A 20,670-nucleotide genomic window follows, 5' to 3' on the forward strand; every position below is an offset into this window, starting at 1 on the left:
TGCTGGACCTCGCCGTGTATCCGCTGACATGGGCGGATGGAGTCTTCGGCGAGCCGGGCAGCATGGTTGCCAGTGGTGTCCTGACTCCCGAGGGCGTGGACCTGCAGAATTCCCTGGCCCTGAGCTACCCGGGCGGGGCGTATGCCCAGCTCATCACCTCAATCGGTGCGGAGTGCCCCAGCATAGTGACGGTGGGAGGTTCCGAGGGTTGGCTGCGTTCCTCCGCTCCCCTGTTCAACCCGGCCGAGCTCATCATTCAACCACGCAGCGGCACGTTGCGGACGGAGAAATTCGAGGTGCTCGGGCATGGGTTCAGCTACGAGTTGCGTGAGGTGACCCGGTGCCTCCAGGCCGGACTGACCGAGAGCCCGTTCATGACCCCTGGGGAGTCGGTTGGGATGATGGAACTGCTGGATGAGGCTCGTCGGCAGATGGGTCTGCGGTATTCGAGCGATCATCAGACTCCCACCGCAACAAATCCCCCGGCTGGCACTCCAGTACCTCGCACAGCGCTTCGAGCGTTGTAAACCGCACGGCTTTCGCGCGACCGTTCTTGAGCACAGCCAGGTTGGCCGGCGTAATTCCCACGCGTTCGGCGAGCACTCCTACGGGCATTTTGCGCTTGGCAAGCATGACGTCGATATCCACGATGATTGCCATCAGATGACCTCATCCAGCTCAGCCCGCAGGCCGGCGGCTTCGACGTCCCGGGCTACGGCTTGGGCGAGCAGGGTCCGCATGACCAAGACAACCAGGGCCACTCCACCGATCATCAGCGCTGCCCCGCAGATCAGCATGACGACGCCGGGCGCAATATCGCCGGGCGCCAGGATTACTGCTATGCCGAACATCAGTACTGCTGCGGCAGCGATGGCGCCGAAGATCACGTCCACAAAACGGAACGCTCCGTGGGAAAAGACAGTCCCTCGCCGCACCATCGTCAGCAGCCGCAACACACAGACAGCAACCACCTGCACACAGAGGATCCCCAGGACCACGATCACCAGCAGCGCCACGCGAGGACCGTCGGGCGCCCCGGCTTCAACCAGATCAGTTGAGAGCAGGGGAACCATCCACAACTGCACGAACAGTGAACCCGCCAGCACCATCGCGATCACTATCCGCAGTGCGAGGATCGTTAGCTTTCCCATGGAGACTCCTTTTATCGAACAACAACCTGATTCTATCGATATTCGATACTTAAGCAATTGACGCCCCTTTCAGGACATTAGTCAGCTTGCTTACTAGCGCGTCCTTCCCTAGGCTTGAACAGTTCAGACAAACAACTCTCACAGTGGCGGCCCACGCTCAAGAAGCACCCGCCGCGCAATGGAGGAGGAACAATGTCAGAACACAACATCGCAGGCAAGAAGGTCGCATTCCTGCTGACGGACGGCGTGGAGCAGGTGGAGCTCACCAGCCCATGGCAGGCGGTCAAGGATGCCGGCGGCGAGCCGACTCTCGTAGCTCCCTCCAAGGGAAAACTCCAGGGGTTCAACGGCGTGGAGAAGGGTGACACCTTCGACGTCGACCTTGCAGTGGCGGATGCCAACGCCTCCGATTTCGACGCCTTGGTACTCCCTGGAGGCGTCGTCAACGCCGACCATCTCCGCGTCGACAAGGACGCACAAAACTTCACGCGCGCCTTCTTTGAGCAGCACAAACCGGTGGCCTCGATTTGCCACGGACCGTGGATCCTCATTGAAGCCGGAGTGATCAAGGGGCGGAACGTCACCTCGTATCACACGCTCCAGACCGACCTGAAGAACGCGGGAGCCAACTGGACCGACGAGGAAGTGGTGGTGGACCAAGGCCTCGTCACCAGCCGCAACCCTGACGACCTTCCCGCCTTCAACAGCAAGGTTGTTGAAGAGATCTCGGAAGGCCAGCACGCCGGCCAGACCGCCTAGCGGTCACCGACCCCCATACGGCAAGTGCCGCCGTCGTACTTTCACAAGAAGTACGACGGCGGCACTTGCCTTTTTCCGTACCTCTCACTGCCCAGCTGGGCTAAGAAGCCCAGGGTCTCCGGCCCACGCACCGCGGATCCCCTGGCTGAGAGGAAGATACCTCGCGACGCAGCTTCCCTATCAACCTGGATGGAACTAATAGTGCAAATTATTTGCTAATTTATGTTCCGCCACTTTCGGCTAGTGACACACTCTGACTGCGCCCGCTTAATGTGGGGGCTTGCTCTTGTTTAATGATGGCGGGTCGGCTAACAATACGAACCTGAGCCCGCACCCAGCGAGGTGCACGGCCAGATTTCAATATTGACTGAGGCTAACCGTCCTGGTGTTGGATATTGGCCTCCAACAAAGGGGGAACGATGAAATTTTCGAAAATTGCCACGCCGAGGAATTCCAGGCGATCCGGAATCATTCTCGCAGTGAGCCTTCTCTTCGGAGCCACGATGCTCTCGGCGGCACCCGCACAGGCAGCCAACGGCGGCTACTGTTCCAAGCAAGTCATCATGTGGGCAGCAGATAACAACTACTACACGGTTCCGGCTGATTCGAACTTCAACATACTCTGCCGCTTGGACCAAGGAGCCAACTCCATCGCCGTGAAGTCCCTCCAAGCAGGTTTGAACGGCGCTTGCGCCGTAAGGGCAGGGCTCGTGGTCGATGGTGCTTTCGGTCCGGCCACACGGTCCGCACTGATCCGGGCTCAACAGAAGTTCGGGGTGACGGCGGACGGTATCTACGGTCCAAACACAGCCAAGGCATTCCGATGGACGTCGGGCAAAGGAAATTGCTACTCACATCCGAACGGGTAACTGATCGATCAGCAGCACTGCCCGTGGGTGCCGACGTCAACAACAATTTTGGCGTCGGCACTCGCGGGCAAACAGCCTAAAATCGGCAAGGATCCGCACCAGGCTGAATGGATGCATGATGAGATCCAACGCATAACGGCTCTAGGCGCCAAAAATATCAGGATCAACCAAAAACAAGTGGATTTTGGCTCTACTAAGGTGCTTGGTAACAACCGCCCAGACCTTCAATTCGACTTGGGTGGGAAACACCACGTGGTGGAACTGGATAGGCCAAAAACGGACTTCAGTGATGACACTGACCGGGGCATGGGTCACTTCCTGCGGATCCTGGCCAACGACCCGTCCTTGGCTAAAGACCAGCTTCGAATACTGCCGGTAGGGGATCCGATTAAAAGTGGTGGCAGTGAGACTGGTCAACGGAGAGGAACGGAGGAGGCCGTGGTGGTAAGAAGTGTCAGTGATGGTGACGCGCTGGCTGCTGAGCTGTTGCTGGGCAGCCGATGGGCGCCTATCACCAATCGGCTTTCGTTCATCAACCTGCCCCTGGAGGACGCCGCAGGCATTTGGCGTGAGTGGGAGGAGTCCAGGGACTACGAGGGCAAGGAAGGGGTTGTCACATCGGCCCATCATGGTGGGCTTGAGGACCTGCTAGGCGCACTCCTGCCCTTGGGATCGGTGACAAGAGTTCTCTTTTTGGAGACGGCCAATCCCAACTGGACCCTGGCAGTAGAAAATTCCTCCAGGAGTCCGGACCTTCATTCGGTCTTGACCGTCCAATACGGGCAAAAGAGGAAGATCAGGTCCGTTATCGTAACCGAGATCCCCCACACGCTGGAAAAGAAAACTCGTCAAGATCAATACCGAGGCTGCTACGGGGCCCGTAAACTCCAAGTGGTCGGGCCTGGAGGTTTCGCACGCACGGTTGCTGTGATCAACGAGGACAAATGGGTCTTCATCTCCAACGGCGACCCCTTCGACTTCGAGAACACAGCAGCTTATGGCCGGCCGCGAAAGGCGGAGCGTTTCACCCATGAAATGTTGGTGGACTACTGCCGGCACTTGGGACTCGATCCCTTCAATGAAAGCTTCTACGTTCCCAACGGTCGCGCCATTCTCGTGGAAAGCATCGTCAGTTACCCCGTAAAGGAATACACCTTGGCCGAAGCGCGGGCCGGTAACGAGGACCGGGACGTTCCACGAACCTGACTCGACCGGGCACCTCAATCGACCAACTGGACTACGAAACAGCGACGCTCAACGACCGTTCGTTGCTCGAGAAAGATCTGCGAATCGGCAAGCGGAACTACAACTTAGACAGCGCCCGTCCCGCCAGCGTTGGGACGACGGAAACGAGGAACCGATTCATGCAGAAACAGTTGATCCAGGCGGATCAGCTTGCCTCCCAGTTGTTGCTTGGCAGCAAGTGGGCGCCGGTGACGAATACGTTGTCGTTTATCAACGTGCCCCTGGAGGAAGCAGCCAAGGTTTGGCATGAATGGAATCAGTCGAAAGCTCAAAATAAGGACGATGCCTTGATGATCGAGGCCACTGGGACTTTGGAGGAACAGTTCGCCAGGTTGGTGCCGCTGGACAGTGGAGGGAGGCATCTGTTCCTGGAGACCAAGAACCCAGAATGGACCGCTGCTGTGAATAACTCCGTCTCAGGTCCAGACCTTAGCTCGATGCTCTATTTTCGATACTCACAGGCACGGGGCATCCGCTCGGTGACAGTCACGGAGATCCCACACTCTGTGGACAAGAAGAGCTATCCCGAGTACCGGGGAAGATATGGTGTCCGCAACATCATGGTGATGGGGTCTGAGGAATTCGCTTCCTATGTCAGCTTGGTCAACGATGACAGATGGGTGTTCGACAGGGACGGTACGGCGTTCGCTGATTTTGAGGACAAGGAAGCCTACAAGTCAGTCAGGGCCACCGATCGTTTCACTCACGACATGCTCGTCAGCTATTGTCGCCACTTGGGCCTTGATCCCTTCAACGAAGACTTTTACGTCCCCAACGGGCGCGGGATACTTGTGGACTTCAACAATCACTCAACAAACAAAACCTTCACCCTGGCCGAAGCCCGCGCCGGACGGGAAGACAGGGATGTTCCTTCTGTCGGACGCTAAACGACGGAGTCCTCGAGCCACGGAAATGACAGGAATAGACGTGACAACGGTGGACGAGATTCAAAAAATTCTCACCGGACAAGGGTTTCCCTCTCCGGTCCAGGCAGTGACCCCGGCCGGTGCGCCGGCGCTGGTCTGGGACCCCGAGCTGGCCGGCGAGGCATCGTGGCAGGTTCAGCGGGAGCTCACAGGTAAACTACCGGGCTGGCATGTCTTCACCTACGGAGTGGAACCCTCAGACCCTGAGGAACTCGCCGAGGCATGGGAAGAACAAGGCCCCGAATCCGACGACATACCTCCCCTGTTCGATCCGGACGCTGAACAGCAAGCACTGCACGAGTTCACCGTCACACCCGCCACGAGTGAAGAACCCGCGGACGCCGTGGCCCGCTCGGCGGTTCTGCCGGCAGAGGTTCCGGCGTACAGCGTCAGTGTAGGGAACCTGGTTGCTGTCCAGGTCGAGAATCCCGGTGACGTCGTCCACGCCGTTGAATGGGAGGGCGCCGACAACCTGGGCACACGGACCGAACTCGCGGTGCTGCTACGCCGCTGGAACCGGCTGGCCGGCGCTGTGCCAGTGCACCTCTCGGACACAGACAACGCCATCCTCGTCCTGGCCGTCCCGGACCTACCTAAAATCCAAGACGAACTGGAACAAGCCTGCGACGAAATCGCCATCATCTCCACTAACCCAGGCAGGACCGCTCTCATCGAACTCTGGTGGGACTAGCACCCAAACCCAATGCATAACCGAGATTTGACGCAGGCCCCGGGACCCTGGCGTCAAAGGTTCGGCGTGCACGAATACGAACGATTCCGTGCACATCCTCCTGAGTTTCCGTGCACATCCTCCGGAGTAAGGTAAGGACATAAATCCACGGCATCGCTCGGACGCGGACACCGTGGCCATCAGGGGCACGGGTGGCTGCGATTGCTGGCCGTCGAGGAAGCCGGCACAGGTCAGAGATGAAGTTGGTCCGCCAAGGAGCGGAAGGGCAAGGCAGCTGCTGAATGAGTGTCCCAGTTCCTTGGAACTGGGACACCCACGTTGGGACGGTCCCACCAGGCTGTTTTTGGCCGTAGCGGCACCCCGCCGCCGCGAAGTACCCGTTAGGCGGACTTGAAGAGCGTCCACTCCGGGGCATCTTGCAGACGGCTTCAGGGCACTCATCAAGGCACTTTTGAGCACTGGTGCATTGCCGATTGAGCATCCACGTAACATTTCAGTCCCGTATGTTGTCCCAAAACTTCTCTCACAAACAACAGTCACAAAGACAACTTCCGGGACAGTTGGGAACGTGGCTCATCAGCCCACATCCAAGCATGGGTTCGCAATGACCGACCCCAACGATCTTCGGCCGCGGCTGCCGACCCCCGACCGCCACAATGTTGCGCAGGTCACACATGCCGCATACTCTGGGGGACGCTGCAGCGTGGCAGCAAGGATGAAAGGCAGTGCATTGGCCAGCGAGAAGCTCTCCGTTGTTGTTCGGGTCGACGTTGACGGCGAACAAATTCAGATCGCCGCGACCGGTCGTGTGACCACTTTGAGCCTTCAGGGTCTTTACCCCGTGGTTCAGCGCACCAAGAGCCTAGGCGGCGGCTTGGGAGTCGAGATGGACCTGTCCCAAGCCACCATTGATGAAGACGCGTTGCGCCAACTCCACGTCTACTCCGAAATTCATGAGGTCCCCGTGCGCCTGAACCCGCACCACAACAACGTGACCGCCCTGCCATCCCGTGAACTCCAGACGGCCAGCCGCGCCGCCTGACGTCGCCACTCAAACCCGCCACACAACAGGAGAAACTGATGCGTAAAGTTACCGCCGGGCTGTTCCATTCTGTTGACGGGGTGGTCCAGGACCCCTTCAAGTTCCAGTTCGACAGCTTCGATGAGGATCTGGGCAAGGGACTGAGCAAGATGATCACCACCGTGGACACAGTGGTCCTGGGCCGCGTCAGCTACCAGGAATGGGCTGGATACTGGCCCAACGCTTCGCAGGATGATGATTTTGCTGCCTTCATCAATCCCGTGGAGAAGTTCGTCGCCTCGCGCACCCTTACAGAACCGTTGGAGTGGGAAAACTCGCACCTTATTGAAGGCGACGTGCAGCAGTTTGTCACCGACCTGAAGAGCCGCGACGGAGGCGAAATTGCCGTCTGCGGCAGTATTTCACTGGTTCGCCAACTCTTTTTCGCAGGCGTCCTGGACGAACTCACCCTCATGACCCACCCAGTGGTAGCCGGCAGCGGGCGGCGCATCTTCGAGGAAGGCGACCCCCTCCACCGCCTCACGTTGGAGGATCAGTACGCCACCAGCAAGGGCAACGTGGTCAGTACGTACAGCCTGCGCAAGGATTGAGGCACGACGCCGATACTCACCTGCCGCCGTCGTCCCGCCCGTGAAGTCACCCAAGCAGCAACGCCGCGCCCAGCTCGCTCCTGAAGTAGAGCACGCTGCGGCCGTAGCGGGTGGAGGTCACGAGCCCGGCGTCCCGAAGCACCCTGAGGTGCTGGTTTACAGCAGATGTTGAGACGCCAAAACGCAGCCCCAGCTCGGTGGACGATGCCGGTGCAGCCAAGGCCGTGAGCAGGCTTGTCCGGACCTCACCCAACACGGCCACTATGGCGGCCGGGTTCGTCACGCGCTCCGCTTCCCACATGGCACCTTGCCCACGCACCGGGTACATCAGCATGGGTGGGTCGCCGTGGTTTACGGGAGCCGAGGCCCTGCGGGTGAACATGGTAGGAACAAGCGTCAGCCCCAGGCCCTCGGTCTTCTCGGTCCTCGATGCCGGGTTCTTCAGCCTCACGGAGATCACCCGGCCATCGAATTCCACAGCACCGGACAAGTCGTTGAGCATGGTGAACAGCCCGCCCTGTGCAATCTGCCGGCCGCGGTAGACGATGTCCGCTTCCAGGATGGTGCGCATGCGCAGCCAATGCGGCGCGAAACAGGTGTCCCAGAATTCCCTGAGGATACGGACCAGGCGACCGACCGCCGGGCCGACAGGTCCGGAAAAGATGGCCGGAACGGTGCCGTGCACCCTGATCAAGTCTCCGTGAAACTGCTCCGCAGAAATTTGCTCCAAAACCGTGAACTCGTCATCGATCCGAGTAAGTGGGGACTGAGGACGGGGGTTCAGGAAGTCCGGCGTCCAGAGCCGATCATCAACCAGGGCAAGCAGTCCATCGAGGTCCAACCGGGACCGGGCCTCTTCAGTCCTGCGCAACCAAGGCAACTGAAGGGGATAGTGGCTGGGGTCGCGGATGGCCCTCAGGGAAAGCCCGAGTTCGCACAAAGGTGAGATGCCAAAACGCACACCACCCAGGTCTGCCTCTGACAACTCGTACTTCAACATGAAGCAATACGCTACATCAATACCGCGCGCCGTCCGTGGGTGACAGAACTATGGGGTGACCAAATCCTCCGCAACCGCTGCCCCAGCCGCAGAGCACAGCCTCCGTATGGCGCTCTCTGACCCCACCCTCAGGATCCTCGCTTCTGCCATCCTCGTCGCAACAGTAGGACGCGGCATCTTCCTCACGTTGACGGTTCTATATTTCAGCCGTTTCGTTGGGCTGAGCGCGGTCGAAATCGCCGTGATCCTCTCGGTTTCCAGCGGCGTGGGAGTCGCGACGTCCTATATCGGCGGCCGGCTCGCTGACCGCTTTTCCGCCCGTCGACTCCTGGTGGGCATGGTCGCCATTGAAGGTCTCGCGATCGCGACCTATACGTTCGCTGCGAACTTCAGCACCGCCGTCGTGATTGCCTGTATCGCGGTAGGCGTGAACCGGGGTGCGAACGCCACACGTTCGGCGATCATTGCCCGGGCCTTCGAGGGTCCGAACCGTGTGAACGCCCGCGCGGTCCTCCGCACAGTAACGAATCTTGGTATCGCACTGGGAGGCATGATCGCCGGACTCGCGCTGCTGGCCGGAACTGCCGAAGCCTTCCGGGCAATGATGATCGGCGCCGGCGTGGTCTACCTCCTCAGCGCGCTGCACCTGCGCCGCCTCCCCACCCGCGTGGACGCACCGCGCCATGACCCGGCCAGCCCGCTTCCGCAGCGACGCGTCTCCCCCTTTCGGGACCGCCGCTATCTGGTCCTGACAGTCCTGTCCGGCATCTTTGGCATGCAGTTCGGCCTTGCCGAAATGGGCGTGCCACTGTGGATTTCGCAGGACACCAGCGCGCCGGATGTCCTGATATCCGTCATTCTGGTCATCAACACTCTGTGTGTCGTTCTCCTGCAAGTCCCGCTCTCCCGCGGCACGCACGACCCACGGCGCGCAGGAAAGATCGTCATGACGGGCGGCGTGCTCATGGCCGTGGCTTGCGCACTCTACGCGACGGCGGGAGGAGTCCCGGTGGTGGCGGCCGTGTCCCTCCTGTGCGGCGCCGCGCTCCTGCACTCGTTTGCGGAGATTCTGTCGCAGGCGGGTGCGTGGGGACTGAGTTTTGAGCTCGCCGACCCGCTCCAGGCAGGGGCTTACCAAGGAATGTTCGGGATGGGATCTGCCCTCGGAGCCATGCTCGCACCGCTCGTGGTGACCGCCACCGTCGTCGAACATGGCGCGTTGGGTTGGGGCATCCTGGGTGCCGTCTTCCTTGGGTCTGCGGCAGGAGTCACGCTGATCGCGCGGAAAGCATCGACGACGCCGGCACTCGCCTGAGGGCGGTTGGCCAGCAAGAGGCGCCTCCCGCCGAATTGATCCTGCGGGAGGCCCCTGATGCTGATGGAGCCAGGGTCAGTGGCTACCGGTCACTTCCTGCCAGGGAAGCCGGTGTCCGTTGCACAGCTGGCTGGGCGATTCGCCGGCCGCAGCCAGGTCTGCCTTGAGTCCCTGGCGGACCAGCTGACCGTAGGACTGCACCCTGCCGCCCTCGGGAGCGGCGGCATTGGGGGTGTCGTTCTGACCCGAATACGAGCAAATGGAATTGGCGTTATCCGGGCCGCGTTCCACCTGTCCTGCGGCGAAAGCCGGTGTGGCCGACAACGCCGTCAGCGCACCTACACAGAGGGCAGCGGAGAGAAGTTTGATTCGCATTGTGTTACCTCGCTTTGTTGTGACGTGGCGTGCGCTCCCCAGCCAGCCCGACGCAGGTGGGAATAAGATAGCGCAACTCCGCGCCGAGGGTAAGAGCCTTTCGGTGGCGCCCCTGGGCAGCCCCGCCCTTACCCGTAGTCCGACCGAGGGGAAGTGCAGGCCTGACGCACCACAACAACCTTGCCGCAAATACTAAGCATGCTTATGGTAGTGGTGCGGCAGGCCCTATCCGACAGGCTCGAAAGGAGAGCGACCATGTCCATGACCGAGGTAGCCGACGGTGTCCATCGCTTCTCGGACGCCTTCGTAAACTTTTATGTGGTGGAAAGCAGCGATGGCTTGACCCTGGTGGACTCCGGACTCCCGGCCATGTGGACACCCCTGGAGAAGTCGCTCAAGGCTTTAGGCCACTCCCTCCAGGACATTCGCGCCCTGGTCCTGACCCACGCCCACTTCGATCACTTGGGACTGGCCAAGCGTCTTCATCAAGAGTTGGGCATTCCCGTGTGGGTCCATCGCGAGGACTCCTACATTGCTGAACATCCCTACCGCTACCGGCACGAACGCTCGCGGTTCATCTTCGCCCTGACCCACCCCAAGGGCCTGCCCGTGATGGCCAGCATGACCAAGGCCGGCGCGCTCAACGTCAAAGGCGTCAGCGAGCTGCGGCACTTCCCGGGGACCGGCGCGCTGCCGGTCCCGGGGAGCCCGGAAATCATCTTCTCCCCGGGCCACACGAGCGGCCATTGCGGACTTTTCCTGCGGAAACGCGGGATCCTGTTCAGCGGTGATGCCTTAGTCACCATGGATCCCTACACGCAACGAACCGGGCCGAGGATCGTTGCCGGGGCAGCCACTGCGGACAGCGCACTGAACCTTGCATCACTCAAGCAGTTGGCGGACACCCGGGCCGGCCTGGTGCTTCCCGGGCACGGCGAGCCTTGGACCAGGGGCATTGAAGAGGCGGTAACCATCGCCCGGGCAAACGGTCCGGCCTGAAGTGCTACTTCTTGCCGGCTTTCAAATCCGCAACAACCTTGGCAATTCGCCGCGCACGCGTTTCCTCGGTCTTGGCATCGGCGATCGGTTCGACGTAACGCCGTTGGGCGCTGTAGTTGAGTGTTCCGTAGAAGGCCTTTGCCTCGGGCTCAGCGTCCAGTGCGGCAGCCAGGTCATCTGGCACCTCCACCACGCGGGGCTCGGTATCCACTTCAAGGCCAACACCCACCGTGTCGCCTGCGGCAACGCCGGTGAGCTCACGGTTCGCCGAGCTGACGCCCACCATGTATTTCCCGGCCATCACCGCGATGCTGCTGCGGTAGCTCTTACCGTTGATGGTCACCACCACCGGGGGCCGCTTGCCGGCACCGAGGGCATCCACCACCTCCGGGGGAACCTCGATGCCTGCCTTGTTTCCATCGCCCACGATCGTGGTTGTGAATTCCATGTCCCAAGTATGCCGCCAGGCACCGGTAGACGCACTGCACGCACAGGACTACTTTCGAGATAACCGCAATCCAACAACCCAACCGCAAGGAGACAGGTAATGGACAACCAGGATCTTTTGGAACGCATCCAGTCACTGGTCGAGGAGGAGCACCGCCTCCGCGACTCCGCAGGATCAGAACACGACGGCGACGACAACCGCGCCCGCTTGGCCCACCTTGAGGCCCAACTGGACCAATGCTGGGACCTGCTCCGCCAACGCCGCGCCAAGAAGGACGCCGGAGAGAACCCGGACGAAGCCGAGCCAAGGCCCGTCAGCGAAGTGGAGGGCTACCGGCAGTAATTACGCCCCTTCAAGGAATTACGCTCCTTCAAGGACCTGGCTGGTAGCCCACGCGAGGTACTTCGCCGCGTTGGCAACGGCGTCCGCCACATCCGGGACGCCGCCTTTGCGCTGTGCGACATCCAGCAGTTGGGCGGCGGCAACAATGCCGTGCTTGGCCAGGTCCTCGGGCGTTACCGTAATGCGCCCCGCCACGGCGATCACGGGAATCCCGTGCACACTCGCGGCATCAGCCAAAGCGATGGGCGCTTTCCCGGTGAGTGACTGCTCGTCCATGGAACCCTCGCCGGTAATAACCAAGTCGGCCTCGCCGAGGTGCTTGGCCAAACCCGTAAGGCCCGCGACCAGTGCGAAGCCACCTTCCAGGGCGGAGTCGGTGAAGGCAAGGAACGACGCCGGGAACCCGCCTGCCGCTCCCGCACCAGGTACGTTCACATCGCGGCCAGTTGCTTCCCGAAGGAGCGACGCCCAGTTGCGTAGACCGGCGTCGAGCTTCTCCACCGCATCCTCGTCCGCACCCTTCTGCGGACCAAAAACATGCGCCGCACCTTCGGGCCCGTAGAGCGGATTTTGAACGTCGACGGCGATCCGGAACTTCACGGCGGACAGTCGCGGATCCAGTTCGGAGGCGTCCAGGGCCACGACGTCCACCAAGGATCCTCCCCCGAGCGGCACCACGTTCCCGGCCGCATCAACGGGCTTGAGCCCCAAGGCACGCAAGGCTCCACTGCCGGCGTCGGACATTGCCGAACCGCCCAAGCCGAGGACGATTTCGGTGGCGCCTGCGTCCAGGGCCGCGGCGATGAGCTGGCCGCAGCCGTAGCTGTGGGCGCGGAGCGAATTCTCCGGAGTGGGTTCCATGTGCGCAAGGCCGGAAGCCATGGCAGTCTCAATGACAACACTGGCCCCGCCGAAGGCGCCTTTCCGGATGGCCCATGAGGCTCCCACTGGCTTCAGGATCGGGCCGACAACTGCGTTGTTCCGCTCCTCATATCCGGCGGCAATGGCCGCGTCCAAGGTGCCTTCGCCGCCGTCGGCCACCGGGAACTGGGTGGTCACGGCGTCAGGGTAAACACGGAGGGCGCCTTCGGCCATGGCTGACGCGGCTTCGGCGGCGGTCAGTGATCCCTTGAACTTGTCCGGGGCGATGAGGATACGCATGGGTCCATCTTGCCAGCTTTACTCGGAAAGCGCTTGCCCGCGCGTAATGTGGGCGCCGGGACTACCCGCTGATCATCCGGACCGGGGCCCCGTCCAGCCACCCCTTCACATCTTCAAAAGCCCCGCCATAGAACTGGCGGTAACTCTCATGCGTCACGTAGCCAATATGCGGCGAGAGGACCGTCCGCGGGGAATGAAGCAACGCATGCCCGGCCGGCAGCGGCTCCTCGTCGAACACATCCAGCGCAGCTCCGCGGATCCACCCCTCTTCCAGCGCCTGGATCAGCGCAGCCTCGTCCACCAAAGGACCACGCGCAGTATTGACCAGCACGCCTTCGGGTCCGAGCAAGCGCAGTTCCTTGGCCCCCACGATTCCCTCTGTCCGCTCGGACAGCCGGAGGTGGAGCGTCACGACGTCGGACTCACGGAACAGTTCCTCTTTGCTGACCTTGCGGGCACCGGCTGCCTCTGCGGCGTCGGCCGTGAGGTTTTGGCTCCACGCCAGGACGTCCATACCGAACGCCTTGGCATAACCAGCCATCCGCTTGCCGATCTTGCCCAGGCCCACGATTCCCAGCGTCTTGCCTTCAAGCTCGAAGCCGACGCCGGCCTGCCAGCCCCCGGCGCGCAGCGAGTTCTCCTCCACCGTCAGATTCCGGGCAAAGGCCATCAGCAAAGCCCACGTCAGTTCGGGCGCAGCGGCCGGCGATCCACTTGTCCCGCACACCACGATTCCCCGCTCTGCCGCTGCCTCCAGGTCAATGGCTGCATTCGCCATGCCAGTAGTGACCAGCAGCTTCAGGTTGGGCAGGGCCTCAAGGACATCCTGCGGGAAGCGGGTTCGCTCGCGCATCGCCACAATGATGTCGAACGGCGCCAAGGCGGCCACGGCCTGCTCTGCCGAGACGAAAGGTGCGCTGAACACGCTGACCTTCACGCCGTCGTCGAGCAGTGAGTCCCACGGGGCATAATCGCCGGAGACCTGCTGGTAATCGTCCAGGATGGCTAAACGGAATCGGGTCACGTCCCTTATCCTCGCGCGGCGGCCGGTGGTACTCAACCCCATCTCGCGTTAGGTTTTTGAGTGTGAGCCAAAATGTGACGTCCACCATGCCCAAGCCCGAGCACCCCCGCCCACAATTGGTCCGTGAAAACTGGCTGAACCTGAACGGCACCTGGAGTTTTGAGATCGACGCCGGTGACTCCGGTTTGGAGCGCGGCCTCACCACCCGCGAACTCAACAGCGAGATCCTGGTTCCGTTCGCACCTGAATCCGCCCTTTCGGGGATCGAGCACGTCGATTTCATGGAAGCCGTCTGGTACCGGCGGACAGTGAGCATTCCGCAGGAGTGGGCCGGGCAGAACGTACTGCTGCACTTTGGGGCCGTAGACCACGACGCCACCGTGTGGGTGAACGGGGTTGAAGTTGCCCGGCACCGCGGCGGTTTTACGCCGTTCACCGCGGACCTCGGAGGAGTGGCCGAGCCCGGTACGGAAGCAGTAATTGTGGTGCGGGCCCGGGATTCCCGGCACGAAATGCAGGCCCGCGGCAAGCAGGCCACGTGGTACAACAACACCCACTGCCAGTACACCCGGACCACCGGGATTTGGCAGACGGTATGGATGGAGGCCGTGCCCGAGGTGCACATCAAACGCCTCCGGATGACGCCCAACCTTGCAGATTCCAGCATCACCGTGGAGGTGCCCGTCAGCCGGAATCGAAGCGGACATACCGTTACCGCCGTCCTCAGCGACAAAGGCGATGTACGTGTTGAGGCCAAGGCCAAGGCCAAGGCCGACCTGGACCTCACGCCATCTCTCCGGCTGACCATCCCCGAAGAATCCCTGCGCCCCTGGTCCATCGAAGACCCGTTCCTCTACGACCTCGAGGTCAGCGTGCGGGACTCCTCCGGCACTGTGGTTGACCAAGTCAGCAGCTACGCAGCGGTCCGTTCGGTTGCCCTGGACGGCAAGGTTGTCCGCATCAACGGCAAGGCTGTCTTCCAGCGACTGATCCTGGACCAGGGTTACTGGCCCGAATCGCTCATGACCTCGCCGGACGACGCGGCCTTGGTCAATGACATCGAGTTGTCCATGGCCGCTGGCTTCAACGGCGCCCGGCTGCACCAGAAAGTCTTCGAGGAGCGCTTCCTCTATCACGCTGACCGGCTCGGCTACCTGGTGTGGGGCGAGTTCGGAGACTGGGGAGTTTCCGGCGGAGGAACCGTGGGGCACAACCAAAAGCCCACAGCCAGTTTCGTGGCTCAATGGCTGGAAGTCCTGAAGCGCGATTTCAACCACCCCTCCATCATTGGCTGGTGCCCGCTCAATGAGACGCACCAAGTGATGCATGATCGCCCCACCGTGCTGGATGACGTCACCGAAGCCATGTTCCTGGCCACTAAGCTCGCTGATCCCACACGCCCGGTCATCGACGCCTCCGGCTACTCGCACCGCATCCGGGAAACCGACATCTACGATTCCCACTCCTATGAGCAGGACCCGGACCGTTTCCGCCTGGAACAGCAGGGCCTCGCTGACGGAAAGCCCTACATCAACCGGGCGACGGACGGCCAGGAGTACTCAGTTCCCTACGCCGGCCAACCGTACTTCGTCTCGGAATTCGGCGGGATCTGGTGGAACGAAGTTGAGGCACGCCAGGCCGTGGACGGAAGCGACGTCTCCTCTTCATGGGGATACGGCCAGCGGGTCAGCAGCGAGGAAGAGTTCTACACCCGCTTTGACGGGCTCTGCTCCGTGCTGCTGGAAAACCCGGACATGTTCGGTTATTGCTACACCCAGCTGACGGACGTTTTCCAGGAGAAGAACGGCATCTTCACCTTCGATCGCAGCAATAAGTTCGATCTGGAGAGAATCCGTGCCAGCCAGGTCCGGCCAGCCGCGATCGAAACCCGGAACCAGCCCCGCCGAGGTGGCATTTAACGGCAATGTGGGCGCCTGGGATTGTCATCAAATGCCAACTCGGCGGGGGTCCTAGACCCACTGGCCGCGGCGTACCAGGACTTCCTTGAGCAGGTCCAACCGGTCCGACACCAGCCCGTCAACGCCCAGGTCCAGCAGCCGTTCCATTTCCCCCGGCTCGTTGATGGTCCACACATGCACCTGCCGTCCCAGCCGGTGGGCACGACGGATAAGTCCCGGCGTCACCACGGGCAAGCGGCCGTACCGGACGGGAACCTGGAAGACGTCGACGCCGGAGAGCAGCTTGCGTGCCACAGCGGCAGGAAGTACTGGGCCCAGAAGGACGAAGAGCGCGGTCAAGGAGCTGCCAGCCGAGGACGCTGCACGCCGCGAAAGCCTGGACAGGACGGCCCGCCGTCGCCTGTCCGAGAAACTGGTGACCAAAACCCTGTCGTGGATGCCGTGCTTCTCGATTGCCGTAGCCATCGGGCCCACGGAGTTCCAATCCTTAACGTCCAGGTTCAGCCGGGCACCCGGCAAGGAAGTGACAAGCTCCTCAAAAGTTGGCACCGGCTCCACCCCGCCAATCCGGGCAGCCGCGACCTGGGCGGCCGTGAGCTCGGAAATCCTGCCCACGGAATCCGTCACCCGGTCCAGGGAAGAGTCATGGAATACCAGCAATACCCCGTCCGCGGTGGTGTGGACATCCGTCTCCAGGTGCACGGTCCCCAGGTCCACAGCGGCACGGAAGGCGGACATGGAATTCTCCAGGCCATTCAAGGAGAAACCCCGATGGGCGAAAGCCAAAGGGCCCACCGAACCGTCCTTGCGAAGGAAATAGGGCAGCGTCACTCCCGTAGCGTAGCCCATTGCCAAGGTGCGGCTAGGACTCCTGCGGAACCGCCGCCGTCGTCGGTTGTGGAACGATCGCAACGCCGTCGCTGACGTGGACCAGCGTGCGGCCGCGGCCGCCGTCGAGCTCCACCCACACTGCAGTGGCATCACCGGTGACGGCATCCACCACCCCGGACGATTCGTAGCCGGGCATCAAGGTGATGTTGACGCGGTCACCCTGGCGCAGCGAACGCCAATGGTGGTCCGGTTCGATCCGTCGCAAAGGCGCGGTATTGATGCTGCTGATCCGACGCTTGGCCATGATTTCCCCTACACATTTCAACGAGACGATTTCACCGTGCAAATTTCACCGTGCAAACGGGTTCTTGGCTGGAAGCCTACGGAGCCAAGTTGAACGCCGGTTGTATGGAAGCTGGGAACTGCGTGACACTGCGTGCTGGCAAACTGGGGGAATGACTGTGTTGATTGCCGGTTGCGGCGACCTTGGAACCGAAGTTGGACTGCGTTTCGCCGCTGCGGGACATGACGTGGTGGGCCTGCGCCGCTCCCCCGAAAAGCTGCCTGCCGGGATCCGCGGCATGTTCGCCGACATCTCTACCTCCGTGCCGGAACTGCCCGGGGACGTGGACATTGTTGTGGTGGCTGTTGCAGCGGATTCCTCCACGGAAGAGGCGTATCGCGCGGCGTACTTGAACGGGGTGAAGAACGTCCTGGATGCACTGGAGCGGCAAGCGATCGAGCCGCGACGGATCCTGTTCGTCTCCTCCACGGCTGTGTACAAGGACTCCGGTGGGGCTGTTGTGGACGAGTCGACGCCCACGGAGCCCACACGGTTCAGCGGCAAGGTCCTGGTAGAAGCGGAAGAGCTGCTGTTCAGCCGGACGCGCGGAACCAGCAGCGAGTCCATCTCCCTGCGGCTGGGTGGAATTTATGGGCCGGGTCGAACCCGGCTGATCGACCAGGTCCGCAGCGGCAAAGCCGCGATCCCCGCCCAACCGCGGCACACCAACCGCGTCCACAGGGACGATGCCGCGGCAATGATCGTGCACCTCACCACCATGGAGGCCGCTCCGGAGTCCGTCTATGTTGGCGTCGATGACCTGGCAGCCGAAATGGGGGACGTCATGCGCTTCCTCGCCGCTGAACTTCACTGCCCGGAACCCCCGACGGCGGCACCCGGCGACGCGTCCGACGCCGGCCCCGGCGACAAACGCTGTTCCAACGAACGCCTGCGGGCCACCGGCTTCCAACCCACCTTCCCCACCTACAAAGAGGGCTACCGGGCTTTGCTGGCCGGTGAGGGCGTGCGGCACCCGTGACCGTGGGGGCGCAGGGGGCTCAACTATGGGGGCGGGTTTACTTCGCTGTGCAGGCCGGGGCTGGACTGGCGTGGTGGATTGCCGTTTTCCTGTCGCCGGCGGTGCGCGGGGCTACGCTCGGCGGCCTGGACCCCGTACTTGTGGCGGCCTTTGACTTTCCACTGTTCGTCATCGGCTCCGGTGTGGCGGCCTTCGGCGTCAGGGCTGCAGCCGCCGTGGCCACCGGCTGGACGGTCCTCGTTGCGATCGCCTTGGCCGCCTACGGCACCATCACTACTGAAGCGGGGTGGGGCGTCCTGATCATGCTTGCCGCCGCCGCTTGTTCAGTTATCGCCTTGTTCTTTCTGGTGCGGGGCCGGGTGCCGACGGAACTGATCGTGCAGGGACCGTTCGCGTTCCGGCCGGCATCCACCCACCGCGGCACGGCAGCCAACGTGGCGGCAACCATGGGTCAGTTGGTTCTCTTCTGGGGATTCTTTCTGGTGGTAGTGCCGTCATTGCTTTCGTGGCTCGAGCAGCGCTGGCAGGTTGCCGTGACGTTCCCCTCCGCGGCGGCGCCTACAGGGCTGGCCTTGCTGGTGCTGGCCAGTTTCCTGGGCATTGCTTCGGCGGTGACCATGTCCTCCACGGGAGGCGGCACCCCGCTGCCCTCCTCCATGCCCAACCGACTGGTGATCGCCGGGCCATACAAGTGGGTCCGGAACCCGATGGCCGTGGCCGGCATTTCCCAAGGAGCAGCCGTGGGCATGATGCTGGGCTCGTGGTTGGTGGTTGCCTACGCGGTGCTCGGCTCGCTGCTGTGGAATTACGCTGTAAGGCCGCACGAAGAAGCGGACTTGGAGCATCGGTTCGGCGCCGAGTTCCAGCGATACCGTGAGTCAGTACGCTGCTGGGTTCCCCGCTGGTGAATGGACTGCCCTTGCAGTGATGGGGAGGCCCCTCAGTTCTTCGTCGACGAGTCCATCAAGCCATTGAGGAAGCCGTAATCCAAGGCTTCCGCCACCGTGGTGTACGTGCCCGTAGTGTTCAGCTCTTCAGTTGCCCGTTGCGCCACAGCGTAAGCGGCTTGGGCGATGCTGGATCCCAGGCTGACCCGGCCTACGCCCAGCTTTCCAAGCTCACCAACGCTGAGCGATCCTGCCCCCACCATGACATTGACGGGGACGGAAATCCCGGCGGTCAGGGCGGCGATGGTCCCTGCCTCTGATGCTCCTGGGACGAAGATGCCGTCGGCACCTGCCTCAATGTACTTTTCTGCCCGGGCCAGGACTTCCTCGATCTGCTCCTCAACAGTGCCGGCACCGGCCAGAAAGACATCTGTGCGTGCATTGATGAACAGGTCCTTGCCCGCTTGCCGTGCGGCATCCCGCGCTGCCGAAATCCTGGCGCAGAATTCCTCCGGGCGCCTGGAGCCGTCCTCCATGTTGATTCCCACCGCACCGGCTTCAAGAATCCCGGCGACTGTCGTAGCGATTCCCTCGAGCGTTTCGGAGAATCCGCCCTCGATGTCCGCAGTGACGGGTACGTTGACGGCCTCCACGATGCCGGCAACTACGGCCACGGCGCGCTCCCGGTCCAGCCGGTCGCCGTCGGGCAGGCCCAACGACCAAGCGACGCCCGCACTGGTAGTGGCAACAGCGGTCGCACCGGCTGCCGCAGTAACGACGGCGCTGGCCACGTCCCAGGCGTTGCTCAACGCCAAGGGCTTTTGGCTCGTGTGAAGGGATCGGAAGTGGGCGGCCGTTTGGTGATGTTCGAAGCTCATGAGTTCATTCCATCAGCCGGTGTGGAATCTGGCTGGCGGAAATCGGACATTACCAGTGCGGCGCCTGACTAGACCCGCTGCTCCGTCAGCATTGCCTCGAGAACCTGGGCCACGCCGTCGTCGTCGAAGTGCGGCGCCTGCTGCCCGGCGGCGAGGATGGCCTCAGGGTGCCCGCTGGCCATCGCGTAGCCGTGACCGGCCCAGCGAAGCATCTCGATGTCGTTCGGCATGTCGCCGAACGCCACAACATCAGCGGCTTCGATCCCCAGGGACTCAGCGTATTTCGCCAGGGTGACGGCCTTGTTGATGCCCGGAACGGACATCTCCAGCATCGCCGTCCGCGGCGCCGAGTGCGTTGTGCTCACCAGATGCTCCACCGCCGGCTGGACCTCGGCCAGGAACTCGTCCGGAGTACCCTTGCGGGTTATTGCCAGGAATTTCACGACGGCGTCATCCGCCGTGAGCGTCTCGGCAAGCGGTGCGGGGGTGAACTCGGCCAGAAGCTCGCTGGTTTCGTTCTCGATGAAGCCCGGCTCCAGCTGGAAACCCGTGAGGGTCTCAACAGCGAAGAGTGCATCGGGCCGGATGGATTTGATGATGCGGCGCGCTTCAAAAACGGACCCGGCATCAAGGACAGACGAGGACAGTGCCTTCTCAGATTCGAGATCCCACACCACGGCGCCGTTGGAACAGATCACGATCCCGCTGTGACCCAACTGCTCCTGCAACGGGTACAACCAGCGCGGCGGGCGACCCGTGACGAAGACGAGTTCCACCCCTGCGTCGCGGCACGCCTGGAATGCCTTGATGGTGCGGTCACTGATTTTGCCGTCGTGACCGAGGATGGTGCCGTCAATATCGCTTGCTACGAGCCGCATCATGCCAGTCTACGTGGG

General features: G+C 62.1%; 24 protein-coding genes. 13 read left to right on the plus strand and 11 right to left on the minus strand.

Features of this window, described 5'->3' with window-relative positions; translation table 11 throughout:
• Positions 1-372 precede the first annotated feature (372 nt).
• Both BLQ01_RS05005 and BLQ01_RS05010 read right to left on the minus strand, forming a co-directional pair.
• The gene (locus BLQ01_RS05005; RefSeq protein WP_081733568.1) at positions 373-660 is read right to left on the minus strand and encodes a helix-turn-helix domain-containing protein; all 288 of its coding nucleotides are present in this window, start codon (positions 658-660) and stop codon (positions 373-375) included.
• Entirely contained in the window at positions 660-1,151 is a 492-nt protein-coding gene (locus BLQ01_RS05010) for a DUF2975 domain-containing protein (protein WP_026540930.1), read from the minus strand. Before BLQ01_RS05010 ends, BLQ01_RS05005 begins: the two co-directional genes overlap by 1 nt.
• A gap of 192 nt (positions 1,152-1,343) precedes the next feature.
• Here BLQ01_RS05010 and BLQ01_RS05015 point away from each other — a divergent pair, with 192 nt between their 5' ends.
• The 7 genes from BLQ01_RS05015 (at position 1,344) to BLQ01_RS05045 (ending at position 7,273) form a co-directional block, all read left to right on the plus strand.
• Complete coding sequence (locus tag BLQ01_RS05015) at positions 1,344-1,910, plus strand: type 1 glutamine amidotransferase domain-containing protein (RefSeq protein WP_026547201.1); 567 nt, start codon at positions 1,344-1,346, stop codon at positions 1,908-1,910.
• Positions 1,911-2,329: 419 nt separating this feature from the next.
• Positions 2,330-2,779, plus strand: a complete 450-nt coding sequence (locus BLQ01_RS05020) for a peptidoglycan-binding domain-containing protein (RefSeq protein WP_217638348.1) — start codon at positions 2,330-2,332, stop codon at positions 2,777-2,779.
• A 111-nt stretch (positions 2,780-2,890) separates the two neighbouring features.
• Positions 2,891-3,985: a hypothetical protein gene (locus BLQ01_RS05025; protein WP_217638349.1), complete on the plus strand. Its 1,095-nt coding sequence runs from the start codon at positions 2,891-2,893 to the stop codon at positions 3,983-3,985.
• 158 nt (positions 3,986-4,143) lie between these two features.
• A complete protein-coding gene (locus BLQ01_RS05030; protein WP_091550451.1) occupies positions 4,144-4,911 on the plus strand; it encodes a hypothetical protein in 768 nt (255 codons plus the stop codon).
• 40 nt (positions 4,912-4,951) lie between these two features.
• A complete protein-coding gene (locus tag BLQ01_RS05035) occupies positions 4,952-5,641 on the plus strand; it encodes a DUF4253 domain-containing protein (RefSeq protein WP_091550453.1) in 690 nt (229 codons plus the stop codon).
• A gap of 715 nt (positions 5,642-6,356) precedes the next feature.
• On the plus strand, positions 6,357-6,683 hold the full coding sequence (locus BLQ01_RS05040; RefSeq protein WP_175493357.1) for a hypothetical protein: 327 nt from the start codon (positions 6,357-6,359) through the stop codon (positions 6,681-6,683).
• A gap of 38 nt (positions 6,684-6,721) precedes the next feature.
• Positions 6,722-7,273, plus strand: coding sequence for a dihydrofolate reductase family protein (locus tag BLQ01_RS05045; protein WP_091550454.1), 552 nt, complete (start codon positions 6,722-6,724; stop codon positions 7,271-7,273).
• A 46-nt stretch (positions 7,274-7,319) separates the two neighbouring features.
• Here the strand turns inward: BLQ01_RS05045 and BLQ01_RS05050 are convergent, their stop codons facing one another.
• Positions 7,320-8,273 (minus strand): ArsR/SmtB family transcription factor, encoded by a 954-nt coding sequence (locus BLQ01_RS05050; protein WP_026540942.1) that lies wholly within the window; start codon positions 8,271-8,273, stop codon positions 7,320-7,322.
• A gap of 55 nt (positions 8,274-8,328) precedes the next feature.
• On the opposite strand from BLQ01_RS05050, the gene BLQ01_RS05055 reads away from it, so the two are divergent.
• On the plus strand, positions 8,329-9,588 hold the full coding sequence (locus tag BLQ01_RS05055; RefSeq protein ID WP_254779237.1) for an MFS transporter: 1,260 nt from the start codon (positions 8,329-8,331) through the stop codon (positions 9,586-9,588).
• A gap of 75 nt (positions 9,589-9,663) precedes the next feature.
• Here BLQ01_RS05055 and BLQ01_RS05060 read toward each other — a convergent pair whose 3' ends face one another.
• Entirely contained in the window at positions 9,664-9,963 is a 300-nt protein-coding gene (locus BLQ01_RS05060; protein WP_026540944.1) for a hypothetical protein, read from the minus strand.
• Positions 9,964-10,218: 255 nt separating this feature from the next.
• Here BLQ01_RS05060 and BLQ01_RS05065 point away from each other — a divergent pair, with 255 nt between their 5' ends.
• On the plus strand, positions 10,219-10,962 hold the full coding sequence (locus BLQ01_RS05065) for an MBL fold metallo-hydrolase (protein ID WP_091550456.1): 744 nt from the start codon (positions 10,219-10,221) through the stop codon (positions 10,960-10,962).
• A 4-nt stretch (positions 10,963-10,966) separates the two neighbouring features.
• Here the strand turns inward: BLQ01_RS05065 and BLQ01_RS05070 are convergent, their stop codons facing one another.
• Positions 10,967-11,410 carry a YdeI/OmpD-associated family protein gene (locus BLQ01_RS05070; RefSeq protein WP_091550458.1) on the minus strand — a complete coding sequence of 148 codons (444 nt, stop codon included), beginning with the start codon at positions 11,408-11,410 and terminating at the stop codon, positions 10,967-10,969.
• 99 nt (positions 11,411-11,509) lie between these two features.
• Here BLQ01_RS05070 and BLQ01_RS05075 point away from each other — a divergent pair, with 99 nt between their 5' ends.
• Positions 11,510-11,752, plus strand: a complete 243-nt coding sequence (locus BLQ01_RS05075) for a DUF2630 family protein (protein ID WP_026540948.1) — start codon at positions 11,510-11,512, stop codon at positions 11,750-11,752.
• 18 nt (positions 11,753-11,770) lie between these two features.
• Here BLQ01_RS05075 and BLQ01_RS05080 read toward each other — a convergent pair whose 3' ends face one another.
• Together BLQ01_RS05080 and BLQ01_RS05085 are read right to left on the minus strand one after the other, a co-directional pair.
• Positions 11,771-12,913, minus strand: coding sequence for a glycerate kinase (locus tag BLQ01_RS05080; RefSeq protein ID WP_091550459.1), 1,143 nt, complete (start codon positions 12,911-12,913; stop codon positions 11,771-11,773).
• Positions 12,914-12,974: 61 nt separating this feature from the next.
• Positions 12,975-13,937, minus strand: coding sequence for a D-2-hydroxyacid dehydrogenase family protein (locus tag BLQ01_RS05085; RefSeq protein ID WP_254779239.1), 963 nt, complete (start codon positions 13,935-13,937; stop codon positions 12,975-12,977).
• A gap of 74 nt (positions 13,938-14,011) precedes the next feature.
• On the opposite strand from BLQ01_RS05085, the gene BLQ01_RS05090 reads away from it, so the two are divergent.
• Positions 14,012-15,856, plus strand: a complete 1,845-nt coding sequence (locus BLQ01_RS05090) for a glycoside hydrolase family 2 protein (protein ID WP_091550463.1) — start codon at positions 14,012-14,014, stop codon at positions 15,854-15,856.
• A gap of 51 nt (positions 15,857-15,907) precedes the next feature.
• Here the strand turns inward: BLQ01_RS05090 and BLQ01_RS05095 are convergent, their stop codons facing one another.
• Positions 15,908-16,705, minus strand: coding sequence for a glycerophosphodiester phosphodiesterase family protein (locus BLQ01_RS05095; RefSeq protein ID WP_091550465.1), 798 nt, complete (start codon positions 16,703-16,705; stop codon positions 15,908-15,910).
• Between the two features lie 13 nt (positions 16,706-16,718).
• Positions 16,719-16,991 carry a hypothetical protein gene (locus BLQ01_RS05100; RefSeq protein ID WP_026540953.1) on the minus strand — a complete coding sequence of 91 codons (273 nt, stop codon included), beginning with the start codon at positions 16,989-16,991 and terminating at the stop codon, positions 16,719-16,721.
• A gap of 151 nt (positions 16,992-17,142) precedes the next feature.
• Between BLQ01_RS05100 and BLQ01_RS05105 the strand changes: the two genes are divergently transcribed.
• Both BLQ01_RS05105 and BLQ01_RS05110 read left to right on the plus strand, forming a co-directional pair.
• Positions 17,143-18,009 (plus strand): NAD-dependent epimerase/dehydratase family protein, encoded by an 867-nt coding sequence (locus BLQ01_RS05105; protein ID WP_254779241.1) that lies wholly within the window; start codon positions 17,143-17,145, stop codon positions 18,007-18,009.
• 47 nt (positions 18,010-18,056) lie between these two features.
• Positions 18,057-18,917, plus strand: coding sequence for a methyltransferase family protein (locus BLQ01_RS05110; protein WP_091550469.1), 861 nt, complete (start codon positions 18,057-18,059; stop codon positions 18,915-18,917).
• 32 nt (positions 18,918-18,949) lie between these two features.
• On the opposite strand, the gene BLQ01_RS05115 is transcribed toward BLQ01_RS05110, so the two are convergent.
• Positions 18,950-19,774 (minus strand): isocitrate lyase/PEP mutase family protein, encoded by an 825-nt coding sequence (locus BLQ01_RS05115; RefSeq protein WP_091550470.1) that lies wholly within the window; start codon positions 19,772-19,774, stop codon positions 18,950-18,952.
• 68 nt (positions 19,775-19,842) lie between these two features.
• A complete protein-coding gene (locus BLQ01_RS05120; RefSeq protein WP_026540957.1) occupies positions 19,843-20,652 on the minus strand; it encodes an HAD family hydrolase in 810 nt (269 codons plus the stop codon).
• Positions 20,653-20,670 lie beyond the last annotated feature (18 nt).

It is taken from the genome of Arthrobacter sp. UNCCL28 (assembly GCF_900102805.1).
Taxonomy (GTDB): domain Bacteria; phylum Actinomycetota; class Actinomycetes; order Actinomycetales; family Micrococcaceae; genus Arthrobacter; species Arthrobacter nicotinovorans_A.

What these genes read in the sequence shown, in the direction of transcription:
- BLQ01_RS05005 (WP_081733568.1), bottom strand. Translation starts at nt 660, where the DNA reads ATGGCAATCATCGTGGATATCGACGTCATGCTTGCCAAGCGCAAAATG.
- BLQ01_RS05010 (WP_026540930.1), bottom strand. Translation starts at nt 1,151, where the DNA reads ATGGGAAAGCTAACGATCCTCGCACTGCGGATAGTGATCGCGATGGTG.
- BLQ01_RS05015 (WP_026547201.1), top strand. Translation starts at nt 1,344, where the DNA reads ATGTCAGAACACAACATCGCAGGCAAGAAGGTCGCATTCCTGCTGACG.
- BLQ01_RS05020 (WP_217638348.1), top strand. Translation starts at nt 2,330, where the DNA reads ATGAAATTTTCGAAAATTGCCACGCCGAGGAATTCCAGGCGATCCGGA.
- BLQ01_RS05025 (WP_217638349.1), top strand. Translation starts at nt 2,891, where the DNA reads ATGCATGATGAGATCCAACGCATAACGGCTCTAGGCGCCAAAAATATC.
- BLQ01_RS05030 (WP_091550451.1), top strand. Translation starts at nt 4,144, where the DNA reads ATGCAGAAACAGTTGATCCAGGCGGATCAGCTTGCCTCCCAGTTGTTG.
- BLQ01_RS05040 (WP_175493357.1), top strand. Translation starts at nt 6,357, where the DNA reads ATGAAAGGCAGTGCATTGGCCAGCGAGAAGCTCTCCGTTGTTGTTCGG.
- BLQ01_RS05045 (WP_091550454.1), top strand. Translation starts at nt 6,722, where the DNA reads ATGCGTAAAGTTACCGCCGGGCTGTTCCATTCTGTTGACGGGGTGGTC.
- BLQ01_RS05050 (WP_026540942.1), bottom strand. Translation starts at nt 8,273, where the DNA reads ATGTTGAAGTACGAGTTGTCAGAGGCAGACCTGGGTGGTGTGCGTTTT.
- BLQ01_RS05060 (WP_026540944.1), bottom strand. Translation starts at nt 9,963, where the DNA reads ATGCGAATCAAACTTCTCTCCGCTGCCCTCTGTGTAGGTGCGCTGACG.
- BLQ01_RS05065 (WP_091550456.1), top strand. Translation starts at nt 10,219, where the DNA reads ATGTCCATGACCGAGGTAGCCGACGGTGTCCATCGCTTCTCGGACGCC.
- BLQ01_RS05070 (WP_091550458.1), bottom strand. Translation starts at nt 11,410, where the DNA reads ATGGAATTCACAACCACGATCGTGGGCGATGGAAACAAGGCAGGCATC.
- BLQ01_RS05075 (WP_026540948.1), top strand. Translation starts at nt 11,510, where the DNA reads ATGGACAACCAGGATCTTTTGGAACGCATCCAGTCACTGGTCGAGGAG.
- BLQ01_RS05080 (WP_091550459.1), bottom strand. Translation starts at nt 12,913, where the DNA reads ATGCGTATCCTCATCGCCCCGGACAAGTTCAAGGGATCACTGACCGCC.
- BLQ01_RS05095 (WP_091550465.1), bottom strand. Translation starts at nt 16,705, where the DNA reads ATGGGCTACGCTACGGGAGTGACGCTGCCCTATTTCCTTCGCAAGGAC.
- BLQ01_RS05100 (WP_026540953.1), bottom strand. Translation starts at nt 16,991, where the DNA reads ATGGCCAAGCGTCGGATCAGCAGCATCAATACCGCGCCTTTGCGACGG.
- BLQ01_RS05105 (WP_254779241.1), top strand. Translation starts at nt 17,143, where the DNA reads ATGACTGTGTTGATTGCCGGTTGCGGCGACCTTGGAACCGAAGTTGGA.
- BLQ01_RS05115 (WP_091550470.1), bottom strand. Translation starts at nt 19,774, where the DNA reads ATGAGCTTCGAACATCACCAAACGGCCGCCCACTTCCGATCCCTTCAC.
- BLQ01_RS05120 (WP_026540957.1), bottom strand. Translation starts at nt 20,652, where the DNA reads ATGCGGCTCGTAGCAAGCGATATTGACGGCACCATCCTCGGTCACGAC.